Origin of the sequence: Massilia sp. BKSP1R2A-1, assembly GCF_050586525.1 — a bacterium.
Classification (GTDB): Bacteria; Pseudomonadota; Gammaproteobacteria; order Burkholderiales; family Burkholderiaceae_D; genus Telluria.
The window spans coordinates 33708-53140 of the sequence record NZ_JBOBRE010000003.1 but is presented as its reverse complement, the minus strand read 5'-3'; the positions used below and the strand labels follow the sequence as shown (position 1 = coordinate 53140).

The 19433-nt window shown below is 64.6% G+C and carries 20 protein-coding genes; 16 read left to right on the top strand and 4 right to left on the bottom strand.

Annotated elements, in window-relative coordinates; translation table 11 throughout:
- Window positions 1-62 precede the first annotated feature (62 nt).
- Together yiaA and clpB are read left to right on the top strand one after the other, a co-directional pair.
- The gene (gene yiaA, locus ACQ7JA_RS05805; protein WP_430895497.1) at window positions 63-497 is read left to right on the top strand and encodes an inner membrane protein YiaA; all 435 of its coding nucleotides are present in this window, start codon (window positions 63-65) and stop codon (window positions 495-497) included.
- 101 nt (window positions 498-598) lie between these two features.
- Window positions 599-3205 (top strand): ATP-dependent chaperone ClpB, encoded by a 2607-nt coding sequence (clpB, locus tag ACQ7JA_RS05800; protein ID WP_430895495.1) that lies wholly within the window; start codon window positions 599-601, stop codon window positions 3203-3205.
- Window positions 3206-3275: 70 nt separating this feature from the next.
- Here clpB and ACQ7JA_RS05795 read toward each other — a convergent pair whose 3' ends face one another.
- Together ACQ7JA_RS05795 and ACQ7JA_RS05790 are read right to left on the bottom strand one after the other, a co-directional pair.
- Window positions 3276-3578, bottom strand: coding sequence for a PEP-CTERM sorting domain-containing protein (locus tag ACQ7JA_RS05795; RefSeq protein ID WP_430895493.1), 303 nt, complete (start codon window positions 3576-3578; stop codon window positions 3276-3278).
- Between the two features lie 66 nt (window positions 3579-3644).
- A complete protein-coding gene (locus ACQ7JA_RS05790; RefSeq protein ID WP_430895491.1) occupies window positions 3645-4400 on the bottom strand; it encodes a PEP-CTERM sorting domain-containing protein in 756 nt (251 codons plus the stop codon).
- 392 nt (window positions 4401-4792) lie between these two features.
- Here ACQ7JA_RS05790 and aceA point away from each other — a divergent pair, with 392 nt between their 5' ends.
- From aceA to ACQ7JA_RS05770, 4 genes are all read left to right on the top strand, one after another.
- On the top strand, window positions 4793-6091 hold the full coding sequence (aceA, locus tag ACQ7JA_RS05785; protein WP_430895489.1) for an isocitrate lyase: 1299 nt from the start codon (window positions 4793-4795) through the stop codon (window positions 6089-6091).
- A 147-nt stretch (window positions 6092-6238) separates the two neighbouring features.
- On the top strand, window positions 6239-7096 hold the full coding sequence (locus ACQ7JA_RS05780) for an ROK family protein (RefSeq protein WP_430895487.1): 858 nt from the start codon (window positions 6239-6241) through the stop codon (window positions 7094-7096).
- A gap of 101 nt (window positions 7097-7197) precedes the next feature.
- Entirely contained in the window at window positions 7198-8394 is a 1197-nt protein-coding gene (locus ACQ7JA_RS05775) for a 23S rRNA (adenine(2030)-N(6))-methyltransferase RlmJ (protein WP_430895485.1), read from the top strand.
- A gap of 119 nt (window positions 8395-8513) precedes the next feature.
- Entirely contained in the window at window positions 8514-9779 is a 1266-nt protein-coding gene (locus ACQ7JA_RS05770) for an EAL and HDOD domain-containing protein (RefSeq protein ID WP_430895483.1), read from the top strand.
- A 33-nt stretch (window positions 9780-9812) separates the two neighbouring features.
- Here the strand turns inward: ACQ7JA_RS05770 and ACQ7JA_RS05765 are convergent, their stop codons facing one another.
- Together ACQ7JA_RS05765 and ACQ7JA_RS05760 are read right to left on the bottom strand one after the other, a co-directional pair.
- Window positions 9813-10562, bottom strand: coding sequence for an SAM-dependent methyltransferase (locus ACQ7JA_RS05765; protein WP_430895481.1), 750 nt, complete (start codon window positions 10560-10562; stop codon window positions 9813-9815).
- Between the two features lie 11 nt (window positions 10563-10573).
- On the bottom strand, window positions 10574-11191 hold the full coding sequence (locus ACQ7JA_RS05760; RefSeq protein ID WP_430895479.1) for a Maf-like protein: 618 nt from the start codon (window positions 11189-11191) through the stop codon (window positions 10574-10576).
- A 175-nt stretch (window positions 11192-11366) separates the two neighbouring features.
- Between ACQ7JA_RS05760 and ACQ7JA_RS05755 the strand changes: the two genes are divergently transcribed.
- The 10 genes from ACQ7JA_RS05755 (at window position 11367) to rpoE (ending at window position 19412) form a co-directional block, all read left to right on the top strand.
- Window positions 11367-11864 carry a YceD family protein gene (locus ACQ7JA_RS05755; protein WP_430895477.1) on the top strand — a complete coding sequence of 166 codons (498 nt, stop codon included), beginning with the start codon at window positions 11367-11369 and terminating at the stop codon, window positions 11862-11864.
- Window positions 11865-12085: 221 nt separating this feature from the next.
- Window positions 12086-12268, top strand: coding sequence for a 50S ribosomal protein L32 (gene rpmF, locus ACQ7JA_RS05750; RefSeq protein WP_005666806.1), 183 nt, complete (start codon window positions 12086-12088; stop codon window positions 12266-12268).
- Window positions 12269-12474: 206 nt separating this feature from the next.
- Complete coding sequence (gene plsX, locus ACQ7JA_RS05745) at window positions 12475-13503, top strand: phosphate acyltransferase PlsX (protein WP_430895473.1); 1029 nt, start codon at window positions 12475-12477, stop codon at window positions 13501-13503.
- Between the two features lie 25 nt (window positions 13504-13528).
- Window positions 13529-14515 (top strand): beta-ketoacyl-ACP synthase III, encoded by a 987-nt coding sequence (locus ACQ7JA_RS05740; protein ID WP_430895472.1) that lies wholly within the window; start codon window positions 13529-13531, stop codon window positions 14513-14515.
- Window positions 14516-14693: 178 nt separating this feature from the next.
- A complete protein-coding gene (gene fabD, locus ACQ7JA_RS05735) occupies window positions 14694-15632 on the top strand; it encodes an ACP S-malonyltransferase (protein ID WP_430895470.1) in 939 nt (312 codons plus the stop codon).
- Window positions 15633-15657: 25 nt separating this feature from the next.
- Window positions 15658-16395 (top strand): 3-oxoacyl-ACP reductase FabG, encoded by a 738-nt coding sequence (fabG, locus tag ACQ7JA_RS05730; RefSeq protein ID WP_430895469.1) that lies wholly within the window; start codon window positions 15658-15660, stop codon window positions 16393-16395.
- A 181-nt stretch (window positions 16396-16576) separates the two neighbouring features.
- Window positions 16577-16816: an acyl carrier protein gene (gene acpP, locus ACQ7JA_RS05725; RefSeq protein ID WP_020653257.1), complete on the top strand. Its 240-nt coding sequence runs from the start codon at window positions 16577-16579 to the stop codon at window positions 16814-16816.
- Window positions 16817-16848: 32 nt separating this feature from the next.
- Entirely contained in the window at window positions 16849-18099 is a 1251-nt protein-coding gene (gene fabF / locus ACQ7JA_RS05720; RefSeq protein WP_430895467.1) for a beta-ketoacyl-ACP synthase II, read from the top strand.
- Window positions 18100-18245: 146 nt separating this feature from the next.
- Complete coding sequence (locus ACQ7JA_RS05715; protein ID WP_430895465.1) at window positions 18246-18746, top strand: hypothetical protein; 501 nt, start codon at window positions 18246-18248, stop codon at window positions 18744-18746.
- A 63-nt stretch (window positions 18747-18809) separates the two neighbouring features.
- Window positions 18810-19412 (top strand): RNA polymerase sigma factor RpoE, encoded by a 603-nt coding sequence (gene rpoE / locus ACQ7JA_RS05710; protein ID WP_258829207.1) that lies wholly within the window; start codon window positions 18810-18812, stop codon window positions 19410-19412.
- Window positions 19413-19433 lie beyond the last annotated feature (21 nt).

Below are 19433 nucleotides of genomic sequence, written 5' to 3'. Positions count from 1 at the left end.
AGTGTTTGGCGGGATGGCCGTGCTACCTTGGCGGCTCGTTCATTTCACCCCGAGGACACGCCATGCACAGCACCGCACAAACGACCCAGCGCCCGACCGCCGCTTTTGTGGGCGCTTCCTGGGGCGCACTCCTGATCGGCGCCTGCGCTTACCTGATCGGCCTATGGAACGCCCAGATGCAGCTCAACGAAAAGGGCTACTACCTGACCCTGCTGCTCTACGGCCTGTTCGCCGCCGTGTCCCTGCAAAAAACCGTGCGCGACCGCAGCGAAGGCCTGCAGGTGACCGGCCTCTACGTGGGCTTGTGCTGGATTTCCCTGATGGCCGCCGTCCTGCTGCTCACGGTCGGCCTGTGGAACGCGACAATGGCGCCCAGCGAAACGGGTTTCTATGCCATGTCCTTCACCCTCAGCCTGTTCGCCGTCGTTGCTGTCCAGAAAAACGTGCGGGACCTGGCCGGCCTGAAGGGCGCCGAGACCAGGCCCGACGTCGCCTGAGTCGGCTTGCTGAGCATTGCACATCTTGAAAAGCGGATTGCCATCCCAATTTTGCTTCTCAGTTAGTAATCCACTAAGGAACACCACTAGGGAGCAAGACTATGCGGCAAGACAAACTGACGACCAAGCTCCAGGAAGCGCTGGCGGATGCCCAGAGCCTGGCGGTCGGTAACGATAACCAGTACATCGAAGCGGTGCACCTGCTCGTCGCCCTGTTGAACCAGGACGACGGCGGGGCCCGTTCCCTCCTGCAGCGCGCCGGCGTCAACGTCGGCGGGCTCTCGACTGCCCTCAAGTCGGCGCTGGAGCGCCTGCCCAAGGTCTCCGGCACCGGCGGCGAGGTGCTGGCGGGGCGCGAGCTCGTCGCGCTGCTCAATCTCGCGGACCGCGAATCGCAGAAGCGCGGCGACCAGTTCCTCTCTTCGGAAATGGTGCTGCTGGCCCTCGCCGAGGACAAGTCCGACGCCGGCCGCCTGGCGCGCGAGAACGGCCTGGCGCGCAAGGCGCTGGAGTCGGCCATCTCGGCCGTGCGCGGCGGCGAGTCGGTGAACTCGCAGGACGCCGAAGGCCAGCGTGAAGCGCTGAAAAAATACACCCTCGACCTGACCGAGCGCGCCCGCATGGGCAAGCTCGACCCGGTGATCGGCCGCGACGACGAGATCCGCCGCGCCATCCAGGTGCTGCAGCGCCGCTCGAAGAACAATCCGGTGCTGATCGGCGAACCAGGCGTGGGCAAGACCGCCATCGTCGAAGGCCTGGCCCAGCGCATCGTGAACGGCGAGGTGCCCGATTCCCTCAAGGGCAAGCGCGTGCTCTCGCTCGACATGGCGGCCCTGCTGGCCGGCGCCAAGTACCGCGGCGAGTTCGAGGAGCGCCTGAAATCCGTGCTGAAGGAACTGGCCCAGGACGAGGGCCAGACCATCGTCTTCATCGACGAGATCCACACCATGGTCGGCGCCGGCAAGGCCGAAGGCGCGATGGACGCCGGCAATATGCTGAAACCCGCGCTGGCGCGCGGCGAACTGCACTGCGTCGGCGCCACCACGCTGGACGAGTACCGCAAGTACGTCGAGAAGGACGCCGCGCTGGAGCGCCGCTTCCAGAAGATCATCGTCGACGAACCGAGCGTGGAGGCGACCATCGCCATCCTGCGCGGCCTGCAGGAGAAATACGAGCTGCACCACAAGGTCGAGATCACCGACCCGGCGATCATCGCCGCGGCCGAACTGTCGCACCGCTACATCAGCGACCGCTTCCTGCCGGACAAGGCGATCGACCTGATCGACGAGGCCGCCTCCAAGATCAAGATCGAGATCGACTCCAAGCCGGAAGTGATGGACAAACTCGAGCGCCGCCTGATCCAGCTGAAGATCGAGCGCGAAGCCGTGCGCAAGGAAACCGACGAAGCCTCGCTGCGCCGCCTCGAGCTGATCGGCGAGGAGATCGCGCGCCTGGAGCGCGAGTACAACGACTACGAGGAAATCCTCAAGGCCGAGAAGGCGGCCGTGCAGGGCACCGCGCACATCAAGGAAGAGATCGAGCGGGTCCGCCACCAGATCGAGGAAGCCAAGCGCCAGAGCGACTACAGCCGCATGTCCGAGCTGTCGTATGGCCGCCTGCCGGAACTCGAAGCACAGCTGAAGCAGGCCGAGGACGCGGCCACTGCGGCGGATGGCGAGGCAGGCAAACCAAAACTGCTGCGCACCCAGGTCGGCGCCGAGGAAATCGCCGAAGTGGTGGCGCGCGCCACCGGCATTCCCGTGGCGCGCATGATGCAGGGCGAGCGCGACAAGCTGCTGCACATCGAGGACGAGCTGCACAAGCGCGTGGTGGGCCAGGACGAGGCGATCGAGGCGGTGTCGGATGCGATCCGCCGTTCGCGCGCCGGGCTGTCGGATCCGAACAAGCCGTATGGTTCCTTCATGTTCCTGGGCCCGACCGGGGTCGGCAAGACCGAGCTGTGCAAGGCCCTGGCCGCCTTCCTCTTCGATACCGAGGAGTCCCTGGTTCGCATCGACATGAGCGAATTCATGGAGAAGCATTCGGTCGCCCGCCTGATCGGCGCGCCGCCGGGCTATGTCGGCTACGAGGAGGGCGGCTACCTGACCGAGGCCGTGCGCCGCAAGCCCTACAGCGTGATCCTGCTGGACGAAATCGAGAAGGCGCACCCGGACGTGTTCAACGTGCTGCTGCAGGCGCTGGACGACGGCCGCATGACCGACGGCCAGGGCCGCACCGTGGACTTCAAGAACACGGTCATCGTGATGACCTCGAACCTGGGTTCGCACAAGATCCAGTCGATGGACAGCGACGATCCGGCGGTGGTGAAGCTGGCCGTGATGGCCGAGGTGCGCGGACACTTCCGCCCCGAGTTCATCAACCGCATCGACGAGATCGTGGTCTTCCATGCCCTGGACGAGAAGAACATCGGCGCCATCGCCAAGATCCAGCTGCACGGCCTGGAAGAGCGCCTGGCCAAGATGGAGATGCAGCTCGACATCGACGACGAGGCCCTGCAGAAGATCGCGGAAGCCGGCTTCGACCCGGTGTACGGGGCGCGTCCGCTCAAGCGCGCGATCCAGCAGCAGATCGAGAATCCGCTCTCGAAGGCCATCCTGGCGGGCAGGTTCGGGCCCAAGGACACGATTCCGGTACGGGTGCGGGGCGGCCAGCTGGTGTTCGGCGAGCAGGTCGAGCTGGCCAAGTAAGCGGTCCTCTGGAAACGAAAACGGCGCGTCCCGCAAGGCACGCGCCGTTTTTTCGTGCGTCCTCGAGCGATCAGGCCTGCTTGCGGCGGCGGCGCGCCATCCATCCCATCATGCCCAGGCCGCCCAGGAAGAGGGCATGGGTCTGCGGTTCCGGCACCGGCGCGATGGTCTGCGACAGCAGGCTGCCCACCTTGCGCTCCCCACCGCCGAAGAAGTTGACCTTCAGGTGGGGCGCATCCAGGCTGGGTGCGCCGCCGTCGAAGCGGAACTGGAAGACCAGGTCGTCGGCGAACGGTCCGGACTTGGGTACCGTTGAGCACGCGAGTCGAGAACAGGCGCTTCGGGAGGCGCTCTCCGTTAGGCGTCCAAGCAATGGCTGAGTTGGCGCACGATGGCAAAACGGACCGCGCTGGCGGTCCGTTCGAGGGGGAGGGCAGGCTCACGCCTGCGGACGCTTGCGGCGGCGCGCCGCGCACAAGCCCGCAAGGCCGGCGCCGAGGATGGCGAGGGTCGCGGGTTCCGGGACGTCGCCGGCGCCGATGCCGGTCGGCGGGATCACCGGTCCGCCGGCGCTTGCGCCGCCGCCCGCACCGCCCTGTTCCGTGCCGGGCATCAGGACCGGATCGAGGCTGCCGGGCGTCTCGCCCTTGTCCTCGTCCTTGCCTTGCTCCGTGCCGCCGGAGGAGACGGGTGCTTTCACGAGCTCGGCTTCCAGCGGGAAATCATCCGACAGCAGGCTGCCGGCCTTGCCGCCGCCGGCGGTGACGAAGTGGACCTTCAGGTGCGGGGCGCCCAGCGTCGGGCTGCCTTCGAAGGCAAAGGTGAAGACCATATTGTCCGCCAGGTCGATCTTGCCGCCGCTGTAGCAGATCTTGCCGTTGTTGCCATTGCCCTTGCCGTTCCCGGCGCATCCCTTGGCGTTCAGTTCGGCGCTCGACAGCGTCCACGCGGCGCCGGTCGAACTCGTCGCCTTCACGCTGTCGAAGCTGCCCACCGTCTTGATGCCGAGCGCATCGATGGCGGTGGCGGCCGCCCAGCCGCCGCTGCGATTGGCAGCGTCGATTTCCAGCGTCAGAACATTGCCCGTGTAGGTCGTGGTGAACACCACGCCGTTCAGGGTGAGCACCCCCGCCGAGGCGCTGCCGGCGGCAGCGAAGAGGAGGGGAAGCAGGGCGGTGCGAAGCTTGCGATTCATGAAGAGTTTTATTTGATGAATATGACGACGCGCCAAGGTTCGCATTCTTCATTCTCTCCGTCAATATAAATTCATTTTATTAACATTCATTTCCCGTAATCACACACTGAATGGGAGGAATGACAACAAAGCTGTCGGCGGAGGCCCGATATTTCACATCCCGAAATGGAATCCTCGCATTGCGAAATGCGCAGCAATCCTGGGTGCGCTCCCATTCTCATCGTGAGAAACTTCATGCCACATCATGAAACATGATCTGCAAGGTATTGAATAATAAGGATTAAAAAATCTTTTGATGTCTTATATAAGAGTTGTTGTGCCGTGCACAAACTGGACTATGATGATTCCAACAGCTTCCCCCGCAATTGTTTATTTCATCCAGGAGAAACAGCATGGCAACTCGCGAACAACAGATCACCCAACTCCAGCAAGACTGGGAGAGCAATCCGCGCTGGCAGGGCGTGACGCGCAACTACACCGCGGCCGACGTGGTGCGCCTGCGTGGCTCGGTCCAGATCGAACACACCCTGGCCAAGCGCGGCGCCGAGAAGCTGTGGGACCTGGTCAACAACGAACCCTACGTCAACGCCCTGGGCGCCCTGACCGGCAACCAGGCGATGCAGCAGGTCAAGGCCGGCCTGAAGGCCATCTACCTGTCGGGCTGGCAGGTGGCGGGCGACGCCAACGTTGCCGGCGAAATGTATCCGGACCAGTCGCTGTACCCGGCCAACTCGGTGCCGCAGGTCGTGCGCCGCATTAACAACACCTTCCAGCGCGCCGACCAGATCCAGTGGTCCGAGGGCAAGGACGACATCGACTACTTCGCCCCCATCGTCGCCGACGCGGAAGCCGGCTTCGGCGGCGTGCTCAACGCCTTCGAACTGATGAAAGCCATGATCGACGCGGGCGCGGCCGGCGTGCACTTCGAAGACCAGCTGGCCTCGGTGAAGAAATGCGGCCACATGGGCGGCAAGGTGCTGGTGCCGACCCGCGAAGCCGTCGAGAAGCTCAACGCCGCGCGCCTGGCCGCCGACGTGATGGGCACCCCGACCCTGGTCATCGCCCGCACCGACGCCGAAGCGGCCGACCTGCTCACCTCGGACGTGGACGACAACGACAAGCCCTTCTGCACGGGCGAGCGCACCGTGGAAGGCTTCTTCAAGGTCAAGCCGGGCATCGAGCAGGCCATCTCGCGCGGCCTGGCGTACGCGCCGTTCGCCGACCTGGTCTGGTGCGAGACCGGCAAGCCGGACCTGAACTTCGCCAAGCAGTTCGCCGAGGCGATCCATGCGAAATTCCCGGGCAAGATGCTGGCCTATAACTGCTCGCCGTCCTTCAACTGGAAGAAGAACCTGGACGACGCCACCATCGCCAAGTTCCAGAAAGAGCTGGGCGCCATGGGCTACAAGTTCCAGTTCATCACCCTGGCGGGCTTCCACTCGCTGAACTACGGCATGTTCAACCTGGCCCACGGCTATGCGCGCCGCGGCATGTCGGCCTTCGTCGAACTGCAGGAAGCGGAATTCAGCGCCGCCGAAAAGGGCTTCACCGCCGTGAAGCACCAGCGCGAAGTCGGCACCGGCTACTTCGACGCCGTGACCCAGACCATCCAGCAGAACCAGAGCTCGACCACGGCCCTGCATGGCTCGACCGAGGACGAACAGTTCTTCGACGAGAAGAAGGTCGCGTAAGCGGTAGCGCTTCATCACTCCTCCCAGATTGGCCGCGGTGCCCTCCAGGGTCCGCGGCTTTTTTCTGTGCCGCCACCCCTTGTCGCGCCTATACTCCCGCTACGCATGCGGCGCCGGTGCCGCATCTCGACCAGGAGGCCCAGACGCATGTCCGATCCCGCATTTCCCTTCGATACTGCCGCCGGCGTGGACCTGGGCGGCACCAAGCTCCTGGTCCGCTACCGGGATCAATGGCTGCGGCAGGATACCGGTCCGGGATTCGGCGCCGCCCAGCTGAGCACCGTCTTGCAGCGCTTCCTGGACGAGCAGCGCGTCGCGCCGGCCGCACTGGGCATTGCCGTGCCGGGCCTGGTCGAGGATGGAGCGCGCATCGCCGCTTGTGACGTCCTGCCCGGAATTGCCGGCTGGAGCCCGGAAGCCGCGCTGTCGTCGATGGTTCCGCTGGTGCTGGTCAACGACGCCAAGGCGGCGCTGCATGCCACGACTGCGGACTTGCCCGAAGGCGGCGTCGCAGCAACCGTGATGGCCGGGACCGCAGTCGGCTGCGGCATCGTCGTCGATGGGCGGGTCCTGCGGGGAGCATCCGGCTGGGCGGGTGAACTCGGTTACTGGCCGCTGCAACACGGTGCGGGCGGGCGGCTGGATCTCGTCGCAGGCGGCAGCTTCATGGCCGCGAGACTCGCCTGCGACGGGCGCGACCTTGCGGCGCGCGCAGCCGCCGGCGAACCGCATGCGTGCGCAGTGGTCGCCGAGGGGGGCAGGGCCCTGGGCGACGCGCTCGCCGGCCTCGTCAACCTGCTCAACCCGCATCGCCTCGCGGTCGGGGGCGGCGCGCTGCGCTTGTCCGGTTACTGGCCGGCGGCACGGCAGGCGCTGGCCGAAGGCGCCTTGCCCGGCATGCTGGCCGCGTGCGAGGTGCGGCTGGTGCACGAGATCGAGGACTTGGTCGCGGACGGCGCCGCACGAATGGCGCTGGCGGGCCTGGCCGTGCGGACGGGCGACTGACAGGTGGCATTTTAGGTGGTAGGCAAGGTTCTAGTGGATAATGGCGATATATGCCGCCGCGTCACGCACGCTACCGACCCTCTTCTCAGGAATTCCAGCTTATGTTGAGCTACCGCCACGCCTTCCACGCGGGTAACCACGCCGATGTCCTCAAGCACTTTGTCCAGGTCCAGTTGCACCTTTACATGAACCAGAAGGACGTGGCCTACACTTATATCGACACCCACTCGGGCGCCGGCGTTTACGCGCTCGACAGTTTCCAGGCCACCAAGACCGCCGAATTCGACACCGGCATCGGCCCCCTGTGGAACGCCACCGAGGTGCCGGAAGCCTTGCAGCCCTACCTGGACCTGGTGAAGTCGATGAACCCGAGCGGCAAGATGCGCTATTACCCGGGCTCGCCGTATGTGGCCGACCAGATGTCGCGCCTGGAAGACCGCTTGCGCCTGTTCGAGCTGCATCCGGCCGACGTCAAGATCCTGAACGAGAACGTGCGCAAGGCCGAGGCGCACAAGGCCGAGCAGGGCGAGCGGGCGCGCGGCAAGCGCGTCATCGTCGAGCATGGCGACGGCTTCCAGAGCCTCAAGAAACTGCTGCCGCCGCCTTCGCGCCGCGCCCTGGTGCTGGTCGACCCGCCCTACGAGGTCAAGGACGACTACCAGAAGGTCCGCGACGCGCTCAATGATGCCCTGGGGCGCTTCCCGAGCGGCATGTACGCGGTCTGGTACCCGGTTCTGCAGCGCATGGAATCGCGCCAGTTCCCGGACAAGCTCAAGCGCCTGCCGGCCAAGGAGTGGCTGAACGTCACGCTCACGGTCTCGACCCCGGGTCCCGACGGCATCGGCCTGCACAGCAGCGGCATGTTCATCCTGAACCCGCCCTATACGCTCGAAAAGATGCTGCGCGAAACCATGCCCTATCTGGTGCAGGTGCTGGGCAAGGATAGCGGCGCACGCTTCACGATCGAGACCGGCACCCAGGTGACCGGTGCGGCCGGCCTGCGCGAGACCGGCGCCGGTCCGCGTGCCCCGGTCGGCAATGCACGCCGCGCCAGCCCGCTGTCGGGCAAGGGCAGCCTGCGCCTGCCGGGCCAGAGCATGGTCCGTGAGGAAGACAAGGACAAGCCGGCGGCCCCGGCGCCGAAACCGCGCCGCGCCTGGCATCCGGACGGCAGCGCCGCCGCCAAGCCGCAGGGCGCGGCGCCTGCCTTGGGCAAGCGTCCGGCTGCAACGGCCGAACGCGCGCCACGCCCTGCTGGCCCGCGCGGCCCGCGTCCGGGCGGTGGCGGCAAGCGCTGAGGTGCGATTCGATGTAAAAATGCTAAGGTTAGCTTTTTTGTAGTATAGTCTTTGAGGCAGGCGTACGCGCCTGCCTGGCGCGCTCGTGCGTGCCGCAACAGTTTCCCGGGAGTTGTCAGATGCATGCCGAAGCAACGGCAGCGGCATCCGTGCCGTCCAACGATTTTTTCCTCGCGCGTCAGCCCATTCTCGGCCGGGACCAGCACCTCGTGGCATTCGAGCTGCTGTTCCGCGCGGCCGGCGAGGACGACGACGCGAAGCTGACCGACAACGCTGCAGCGACGGCGGCGGTCATTTCGCACGCATCCCAGCTCGGTATGGAGCAGGTGGTGGGGGAGCAATTGGCCTTCGTGAACGTCGACGAGGTCGTCCTGATGAGCGACTTCGTGCGCTTTCTGCCCCCACACAAAGTTATCCTCGAAATCCTGGAAACCGTCAAGCCGACTCAGGCACTGCTGGCGCGGGTCGCAGAGCTGAAGGAACTCGGTTTCAAGTTTGCGGTCGACGACGTGATCGAGCATTCTCCCGAGCTCGACCGCCTGGTCGGCCTGGTCGACGTGATCAAGGTCGACGTCAAGCTGGTGCCGCGCGATGAACTCAGGGCGCTGGTCGCCTCCCTGAAGTCCACCGGCAAGACCTTGCTGGCGGAAAAAGTCGAGACCCTCGACGAATTCAGGCTGTGCATGGACCTGGGTTTCGAATACTTCCAGGGTTATTACTTTGCCCGTCCAGTGATTCTGTCGGGCAAAAAGATCACGCCGTCCGAGATGGCCATTCTGCGTTTGCTGGAGCTGGTGAGTTCCGATGCGGACGCCCAGGTGATCGAAACGGCCGTCAAGCGCGACGCCCTGATCAGCCTGAACCTGCTGCGCCTGGTGAACAGCCGCGCCGCGCCGGGTCCGCAGATCGAATCGCTGTCCCAGGCCCTGAGCCAGCTCGGGCGCCGCCAGCTGCAGCGCTGGCTGCAGATCCTCCTCTACACCACGGCCGGCGGCGTCGAACTGGCATCGCCCCTGCTGCAGCTGGCCACCACCCGCGGCAAGCTGCTGGAACTCATGACCCTGGCGCGCCGGCCCAACGACGCCGCCAGCGCCGACCGCGCTTTCACGGTGGGCATCATGTCGCTCGCGGACGCGCTGTTTTCGATCCCGATGGCGGACATCCTCGACAATGTCGAGGTCGCCGAGGACGTGCGCATGGCGCTGCTGCACCGGGAGGGGGAGTTCGGCACCATGCTGCGCGTGGCCGAACTGCTGGAGGCGGCCGAGGGCGGCTGCAAGCTGGCGCAGGCGCTGCGCAAGCTGGGCCTGAGCGTCAAGCAGATGCGCGAGCTGGAGCTGGCTGCCTTCGACTGGGTGAGGGAGCTGACGCACGAGGCGCGTTGAGCGCCGCCGTGCGGAATTGCAGTATCAGTCGGCTCATTGGGCCAGGAACAGGAAGACCGTCGGCTTCTTGTGGAAATCCGGCCCCTTGCCGGCGGCCAGCGCCGCTTTCCACTTTGCTGCGGTCAAGGTCTTGACCGACTCGGTTTCCAGCGACAGGTCCGTCGCCACGCAAATCAGGGTGCCCGGCTGGCAGCCTGCCACCAGCGCTTCCAGCATCTGCCCGTTGCGGTAGGGCGTCTCGATCAGCAGCTGGGTCTGTTTCTCCGTGCGCGAACGCCCCTCCAGTTGCCCAATACGCTTGGTGCGCTGGGCCGCGTCCGTCGGCAGGTAGCCGTTGAAAGCGAAGCTCTGGCCGTTCAGCCCGCTCGCCATCACGGCCAGCAGCAGGGAAGACGGACCCACGAGCGGGCGCACCGCGATCCCGTGCTGGTGGGCCAGGCGCACGAGATCCGCGCCCGGATCGGCCACGGCCGGCACGCCGGCTTCCGACACGAGGCCGGCATCGCGTCCCGCCAGCAGCGGCGCCAGCAACTGGGCCAGCGCGGCCGGCGGCGTGTTCACGTTCAGTTCGGCGATCTCGATTTCCTGCAGCGGCTTCGCGAGCGGATGGTCGACGGCGACCAGCTTCAGGAAGGCGCGCGCGGTCTTGGCGTTCTCGGCCACGAAATAGTCGAGGCGGGCGGTCAGCGCCTGGACCTGGGTGGGCAGCAGGGCGGCCAGGGCGCCGGGTGCGGCGGTAGTGGGGCCGAGGGTGTTCGGGATCAGGTAGAGGGTTCCAGGCATCTTGTTCTTGTTTATTCAGTGTCGAAAAAGCGCAGGCCGGCGCGGCGCAGCATGCCGGTCAGGGCGATCAGGGGCAGGCCGGTGAGGGCGGTCGGGTCGCTTGACTCGATGCGTTCGAGCAGGGCGATGCCCAGGCCCTCGTTCTTGGCGCTGCCGGCGCAGTCATAGGGTTGCTCGATGCGCAGGTAGGCGTCCAACTCGGCGTCCGGCAGGTCGCGGAAGTCGACGAAGACCTGGACGTTTTCCACCTGGGCGGCCTGGGTGGGATCGTCGACGCGGCCATCCCACAGGCACAGGGCGGTATGGAAGACGACGCGGCGGCCGCGCATCAGTTGCAACTGTTCCAGCGCCCGCGCATGGTCGCCGGGCTTGCCGATCTGCAGGCCGTCGAGGGTGGCGACCTGGTCGGAACCGATCACCAGTGCGCCCGGCGCCTGGCGCGCCACGGCTTGCGCCTTCTCGCGCGCCAGGCGCAGGGCGGTGTCCTGCGGCGCCTCGCCCGGCTGCGGGGCCTCGTCGATGCTGGGAGCAATGGCCTCGAAGGGCAGGTGCAGGCGCGACAGGAGTTCGCGGCGGTAGGCGGAACTGGATGCGAGAATCAGGCGGGGCGGCGCGGAACTTGGTATCATGGTGGGCTATCAAAGAATCAAAACTATAAGCAAAGCCGATAGATTATGCAGTTCGGCAAGCAAATCTTATAATTGCCGACATCCTGCAACGCCAGCGGCCCCAAAACGCTGTAAGTCTTTGACTCTGCGGGGAGAAGCCTGTTATTATCGCAGGTTTTCCGGGGAAGTTTTCCAAATGAGCGCTTTTGTCATTGACGCCTTCGAGTTTTGCCGGAATAGCGGACACCGCGAGGGCGTGACGCCTGTCGCCGAGATGAGCCGACTGGCAGCAGATTGCGCCGACAGCTCGGGAGAGATCCGCTGGTCGATCGAAGGCGGGCTGACCAAGCAGGGCTATCCGTCGATGACCCTGGCGGTCGCCGGTCCCGTGAAGCTGGTGTGCCAGCGTTGCCTGACGCCGATGGCGTATGAGATCGATTCGTCGACCATGCTCGTGCTCGGCAAGGATGATGAGGACGCCGACGGCATCGAGGAAGTCCTCGACGACGAGAGCATCGACGTGATCGTCGGCAGCCACGAGTGCGATATCCGCCAGTTGCTGGAAGACGAGGCCCTGCTGGCCCTGCCGCAGTCGCCGAAACATGAGGTATGTCCGGACACCAAGCTCCTGGACGCCCTGAAGACCGAGAAGGTCTCGCCGTTCGCGGCACTGAAAAATCTCAAGCCCGAATAAAGCAGTAACAGAATCACGTAGTACCGCAGTAACCGCAGTACGACTGAAAGAACGTGTCAAACGCGTGCAGTAGTCGAGTATGGCAGTAGGCAGTTGATGTAGGCAGCGTTAAAACATGTCGGCAATGGATGAAATAAGAAATTGCCGCTGGGATACTCGATCTGCAAGTATTTGCAAGTCGAATGTGTTAGAATTTTAGAACTTATGTATTAGGAGTCATCATGGCAGTTCAGCAGAATAAGAAGTCCCCGTCGAAGCGCGGCATGCACCGTTCGCACGATTTCCTGACCGCACCGAACCTGGCAGTCGAGCCGACCACCGGCGAAACCCACCTGCGTCACCACATCAGCCCGAACGGTTTCTACCGTGGTCGCAAAGTCCTGAAGACCAAGAACGACGAGTAATCGACGTCTTGTCCTTTAGTACCATGAAAGCGGTGCAACGTATGATTTCTGCGTCGCACCGCTTTTTCTTTCGCATTTTCGTTTTTTGCGGCTGCAAATCTAGCTTGCACTCCGTCATTTTGAATTGCGCGGAACCCGGCGGGCCACAAGCCACGCCCCGATCCAACCTTGCCGCCCGCTTTGCGTGAGCCGGCATCCCCCAGCAAATGACAATCACAATTTCCATTGACTGCATGGGCGGCGACCACGGCCCCTCAGTTACCATTCCGGCAGCCATCTCCTTCCTGAAAAAACAATCTGACGTTCACCTGATCCTGGTGGGCCTGGAAGAGGCGCTGCGCGCGGAACTCAAGAAACACCACGCCGAAGGGCACAACCGTCTCACCGTCAAGAACGCCACCGAAGTCGTCACCATGGACGACCCGGTCGAGATCGCCCTGCGCAAGAAGAAGGATTCGTCCATGCGCGTGGCCGTCGAACTGGTCAAGGACGGCAGCGCCAACGCCAGCGTTTCGGCCGGCAACACCGGCGCCCTGATGGCCGTCTCGCGTTATGTACTCAAGACCATGGCCGGCGTCGACCGTCCGGCGATCTGCTCGATCATGCCGAACCAGAAGGGCGGCCCGACCTATATGCTCGACCTCGGCGCCAACGTCGACTGCGAGCCGCACCACCTGCACCAGTTCGCCATCATGGGTTCGGTGCTGTGCTCGGCCATGGAGCGCAATCCGCGCCCGACCATCGGCCTGCTGAACGTCGGCACCGAAGAGATCAAGGGCAATGACGTGGTGAAAGCCACCGGCCAGATCCTGAAAGCCGACCACGAACGCGGTAAACTGAATTTCTACGGCAACGTCGAAGGCAATGACATCTTCAAGGGCACGGTCGACGTGGTCGTCTGCGACGGCTTCGTCGGCAACGTCACCCTGAAGGCGGTCGAGGGCCTGTCGCGCTTCGTCAAGTCGGTGTTCACCGAGAACATCTTCTCGATGGCCGGCGCGCTGCTGGCGCGCAAGTCGCTCAAGAAACTGAACCCGGAACGCTACAACGGCGCCAGCCTGCTGGGCCTGAAGGGCCTGGTGTTCAAGAGCCACGGCGGCGCCAACGCCTATGCCTTCGAATGGGCGCTCCAGCGCGCCTACGACGCAGCAAAATACGATGTACAAGAGCAGCTGTCGGCCCTGATCGCCGAACTGATGCCGACGTCGCCTGGTCAATCGACAAGCCAGGCATAAGCAAACTGAGCAGGATGGTGGAGAGATGACTGTCTACAGCAAGATCACCGGTACCGGCAGCTACCTGCCGGCCAAGCGCGTCACCAACGATGCACTCGCGGCCCAGCTGGCCGAGAAGGGCATCGAGACCTCCGACGAATGGATCGTGACCCGCAGCGGCATTTCGAGCCGCCACTATGCGGCGGCCGATGAAAACGCGTCCGACCTGGCCGTGCATGCCGCGCGCAAGGCGTTGGAGGCCGCCGGCAAGAGCCCGGGCGAGATCGACCTCGTCATCGTCGCCAGCTCCACCCCCGACTTCCACGGCAGCTTCCCGAGCACCGCCTGCATCGTGCAGACCAAGCTCGGCATGGGCAACAACAGCGCCGCGTTCGACGTGCAGGCCGTGTGCAGCGGCTTCGTCTACGCGGTCTCGACCGCCGACGCCTTCATCCGCGCCGGCGTCTACAAGCGCGTGCTCGTGATCGGTGCGGAAGTGTTCTCGCGCATCCTCGACTTCAGCGACCGCACCACCTGCGTGCTGTTCGGCGACGGCGCCGGCGCCGTCGTCATGGAAGCCTCCGACGAGCCGGGCGTGCTGGCCACCAAGCTGCACGCCGACGGCAGCCACGCCGACATCCTGTCGATCCCGGGCAACCTGGCCGGCGGCGCCGTGGCCGGCAGCGGCTTCCTCTACATGGATGGCCCGGCGGTCTTCAAGCTGGCCGTCACCGTGCTGGAAGAAGTCGCCAAGGAAGCGCTCGAGCACGCCAAGATGCAGCCGTCGGATGTCGACTGGCTGATCCCGCACCAGGCCAACCTGCGCATCATGAAGGGTACGGCCAAGAAGCTGGGCCTGCCGATGGAAAAGATGGTCGTCACCGTCGACCAGCACGGCAACACCTCGGCCGCCTCGATCCCGCTGGCGCTGGACGCAGCCGTGCGCGATGGCCGCATCCGGAAGGGCCAGAACGTGCTGATGGAAGGCGTCGGCGGCGGCTTCACCTGGGGCGCGATCCTCGCCCGCATGTAATTCGTTTCGTGCCGCGGCGCATATGCCGCGGTAGAACGTAGGGTGGGCGGTCCTCCGCCCACGCGTCCAGCTCCCGGACGCCCAGTAATGACGCATCTTCTTGTTGAACGCGTGGGCAGAATCTGCCCACCCTACGGACAGCGATCAACACACATAGTCGAACAGAGAGAACAAGAACATGAGCAAATTCGCATTCCTGTTTACGGGCCAGGGCGCCCAGGCCGTCGGCATGCTGAACGGCTTCGCCGGCAACCCGGTCGTCGAGCAGACCGTGCTTGAAGCCTCGGAAGCCCTCGGCTTCGACCTCGGCAAGCTGATCGCCGAAGGCCCGAAGGAAGACCTCGACCTCACCACCAACACCCAGCCCGTCATGCTGACCGCGGCCGTGGCCGTGTACCGCGCCTGGATCGCCGCCGGCGGCCCGGTGCCGAACCTGGTGGCCGGCCATAGCCTGGGTGAATACTCGGCCCTGGTCGCCGCCGGCGTGATCCAGTTCAAGGACGCCGTGCCGCTGGTGCGCTTCCGCGCCCAGTCGATGCAGGACGCGGTGCCGGTGGGGCAGGGCGGCATGGCCGTCGTGCTGGGCCTGCAGGCCGACGACGTGCGCGCGGTCTGTGCGGAAGCCGCGCAGGGCGAGGTCGTGGAAGCCGTGAACTTCAACGAGCCGACCCAGATCGTCATCGCCGGCCACGCCGCCGCGATCGACCGCGCCTGCGAGATCGCCAAGGCCAAGGGCGCCAAGCGCGCCATGAAGCTGGCGGTCTCGGCGCCATTCCACTCGTCCTTGCTCAAACCGGCCTCGGACCGTTTGCGCGAGTACATGGAAAACATCGCATTCTCCGCACCGCAGATCGACTTGATCAACAACGTGGACGTCGCTATCCTGCACGATCCGGCTGCGATCAAGGACGCCCTGGTGCGCCAGGCCGCCGGCCCGGTGCGCTGGGTCGAGACCATGCAGAAGATGGCGGCAAGCGGCGTGACCCAGGTCATCGAGTGCGCCCCGAGCAAGACCCTGATCGGCATGGCCAAGCGCATCGACCCGGCGCTGGCCGGCGAAGCCCTGGTGGACCAGGCATCGCTCGAGCGCGTGCTGGCCGCCGTCAAGGCCGCCTGAACAAACACATAAGAAGAGGAACAGCATGAATCTGGAAAACCAAGTCGCCCTCGTGACCGGCGCATCGCGCGGCATCGGCAAGGCCATCGCACTGGAACTGGCACGCCAGGGCGCCAAGGTCGTCGGCACCGCCACCAGCGAATCCGGGGCGGCAGCCATCACCGAATACCTGAAGGAATTCGGCGGCAAGGGCCTGGTCCTGAACGTGACCGATGCGGCCAATTGCGAAGCCGTGGTCGGCGACGTGCAGAAGTCCTTCGGCAGCCTCTCGATCCTGGTCAACAATGCCGGCATCACCCAGGACAACCTGGCCATGCGCATGAAGGACGAGGAGTGGGATTCGGTCATTCTGACCAACCTGACCGCCGTCGGCCGCCTGTCGCGCCTGGTGCTGCGCGGAATGATGAAGGCCAAGCACGGCCGCATCATCAACATCACCTCGGTGGTGGGCGCCTCGGGCAACCCGGGCCAGATGAACTACGCCGCCGCCAAGGCCGGCGTGGCCGGCATGACCCGCGCCCTGGCGCGCGAGATCGGCAGCCGCAACATCACTGTCAACTGCGTGGCGCCGGGCTTCATCGATACCGACATGACCAAGGCGCTGGGCGAAGGCCAGCACGAAGCGCTGCTCGCGCAGATCCCGCTGGGCCGCCTGGGCCAGCCGGAAGACATCGCCCATGCGGTGGCCTTCCTTTCGGGTCCGCAGGCCGCATATATCACCGGCACCGAGCTGCATGTGAATGGCGGCATGTACATGAATTAAGAGGTTTAATAGAGGCGACACCCGGGATGCACGCAGCTTTGCGAAGAAAATCCGGCGGATTCGCCTCTTTTAGCAGTAATTTCGGTGGAAATAGTCGCAATCGCCGAAAGTAGTTTTTCATCGCGCAAACCTGATAAAATGCGCGCACTTTCCGCAACACATACCTTAATGGAGCCATAACATGTCGGATATCGAACAACGCGTTAAAAAAATCGTCGCTGAGCAACTGGGTGTTGCAGAAGCAGACATCAAAATCGAATCCTCGTTCGTTGACGACCTCGGCGCTGACTCGCTGGACACCGTGGAGCTGGTGATGGCACTGGAAGACGAGTTCGAAATGGAGATCCCTGACGAGCAGGCTGAGAAGATCACCACCGTCAAGCAAGCCATCGACTACGCAACCGCGCACGTCAAGGCCTAAGTAGTAGCTTTAAAAGTTTCTGGGAGAATCGCTTGAGCCGTTCACGCAACCGCCGTGTCGTCGTTACCGGCCTGGGCTGCATTTCACCAATCGGCAACACCATTGCCGAGGCGTGGGACGCGGCGCTGGCCGGTAAGTCGGGCATTGCCAACATTACCAAGTTCGATGCCTCGCAGTTCACGACCCGTTTCGCCGGCGAAGTGAAGAACTTCAATGTCGAGGAATACCTGCCGGGCAAGGAAGGCCGTCATATGGATAGCTTTATCCATTACGGCATGGCCGCCGGCATCCAGGCCCTGCAGGATTCGGGCCTGGTCGTGACCGAGGAAAACGCGGACCGCATCGGTGTGACCATCGGTTCGGGCATCGGCGGCCTGCCGATGATCGAAGCGACCAAGGAAGAATACACGGCCAAGGGTCCGCGCCGGATCTCGCCGTTCTTCGTCCCGGCATCGATCATCAACATGATCTCGGGCGATCTCTCGATCAAATTCGGCCTGCGCGGCCCGAACCTGGCGATCGTCACCGCCTGCACCACCGGCCTGCACTGCATCGGCGCGGCCGCCCGCCTGATCGAATACGGCGACGCGGACGTGATGATCGCCGGCGGCGCCGAGTCGACCGTCTCGCCGCTGGGCCTGGGCGGCTTCGCCTCGGCACGCGCGCTGTCCACCCGCAACGACGACCCGACCACCGCGTCGCGTCCGTGGGACAAGGACCGCGACGGCTTCGTGCTGGGCGAGGGCGCCGGCGTGATGGTGCTGGAAGAGTACGAACACGCGGTCGCGCGCGGCGCGAAGATCTATGCGGAAGTCATCGGCTTCGGCATGAGCGCGGACGCCAACCACATCACCTCGCCGGTCGAGGATGGCAGCGGCGCAGCCCGTTGCATGGTGGCGGCACTGCACAACGCCGGCATCAACGCCAGCGAAGTCCAGTACGTCAACGCGCACGGCACCTCGACGCCGCTGGGCGACGTGGCGGAAGTGCGCGGCATCAAGCGCGTCTTCGGCGACCACGCCAAGGGTGGCCTCGTCGTGAACTCGACCAAGTCGATGACCGGTCACCTGCTGGGTGGCGCGGGCGGCCTGGAATCGGTGTTCACCGTGCTGGCGATCCACAAGCAGGTCTCGCCGCCGACGATCAATATCTTCAACCAGGATCCGGAGTGCGACCTGGACTTCGTCGCCAACACGGCGCGCGATATGCGCATCGATTACGCGGTGAAGAACTCCTTCGGCTTCGGCGGTACCAACGGTACCCTGGTGTTCGCAAAAGTCTGAGCATTCGCTTGAACTGACTCCGCCCATTCCGGTCTAACCGGAATGGGTGTCCTCCAGTCTCCGTCGTCCGGTCCTGCGCTTTCCCCCGCAAGTCCTCCCGCCCCCTGGCCCCGGCCCGTGGCGCCCGCCGTACCTCCAACCACACCATGTCGATCGCGATGACTGTCGTCGTTGCGCCTTCGCGCCGGCTGCGCATGCTTGCCGCCGGCTTCGGCACATCCCTTGCCGCAGCGGCGCTTGCCGCGGGTCTGCTATCGCCTGTCCACTACAGCGCGGGAGCCCTTGTCGCGGCCACGCTGCTGTTTGCCGGCCTATGCCTGCTGCATGCTGCGCTGCGTCCTGCAATGGTGCATCGCATTGATATTTCTGGAGTCGGTCGGCTACGCCTGACGGTACAACAAGATCTGCGGCCCGATGCGCCTGGCGGCATGCAGGTGGCGCTTTTGCCGGGTTCGACGCTGTGGCCGCAGCTGATGCTGCTGCGCTTCGGGCCCGTGGCTGCCGCCGGCGGCAGGGCTGGCCGAGGGCGCTGCGTTGTCGTTTTCCACGATAGTGTGGCGCCGGATGCCTTTCGTGCCCTCGCGGTGGCGCTCGGCGCCGTGGCCGGGCAGGGCGCCGGCGTGGTCGATGAACGCGAAATAGCTTGAACTTATTGCAGCGAGCCAACTCTTATTGCAGGAGGACCGCTTGCTGCCGACGGGGCATGGTCCGTGACAACAGAACGCGAGGGTGATCAAGTGTTGGTAGAGCGCGTCCAGGCCGGCGACCGGCAGGCGTTCGACCTGCTCGTGGCCAAGTACCAGCGCCGCCTGATGCGCCTGGTGTCGCGCCTCGTCCACGATCCGGCCGAAGCCGAGGACGTGGTCCAGGAAACCTTCATCAAGGCCTTCCGCGCACTGCGTCATTTCCGCGGCGATTCAGCCTTTTATACCTGGCTGTACCGCATCGGGATCAACACGGCGAAGAACTTCCTCGTCACCCAGGGCCGCCGGGCGCCGACCTCCACCGAGGCCGACGCCGAGCGGGCCGAAGGGTTCGAGGATGCGGACAGCCTCAGGGATATCAACACGCCGGAGTCGGTACTGGCGAGCAAGCAGATTGCGCATACGGTGAACGCGGCGATGGAAGCCCTGCCGCTGGAATTGCGAACCGCAATCGTCTTGCGCGAAATTGAAGGATTGAGCTACGAAGAAATTTCCGAAGTGATGTCGTGTCCGATTGGCACTGTGCGCAGCCGTATCTTTCGTGCACGTGAGGTAATCGCCGAGAAATTGCGCCCACTGCTCGATTACCCGGTTGACAAACGTCGCTAGGTAGCGGGATCGTAGATGGGA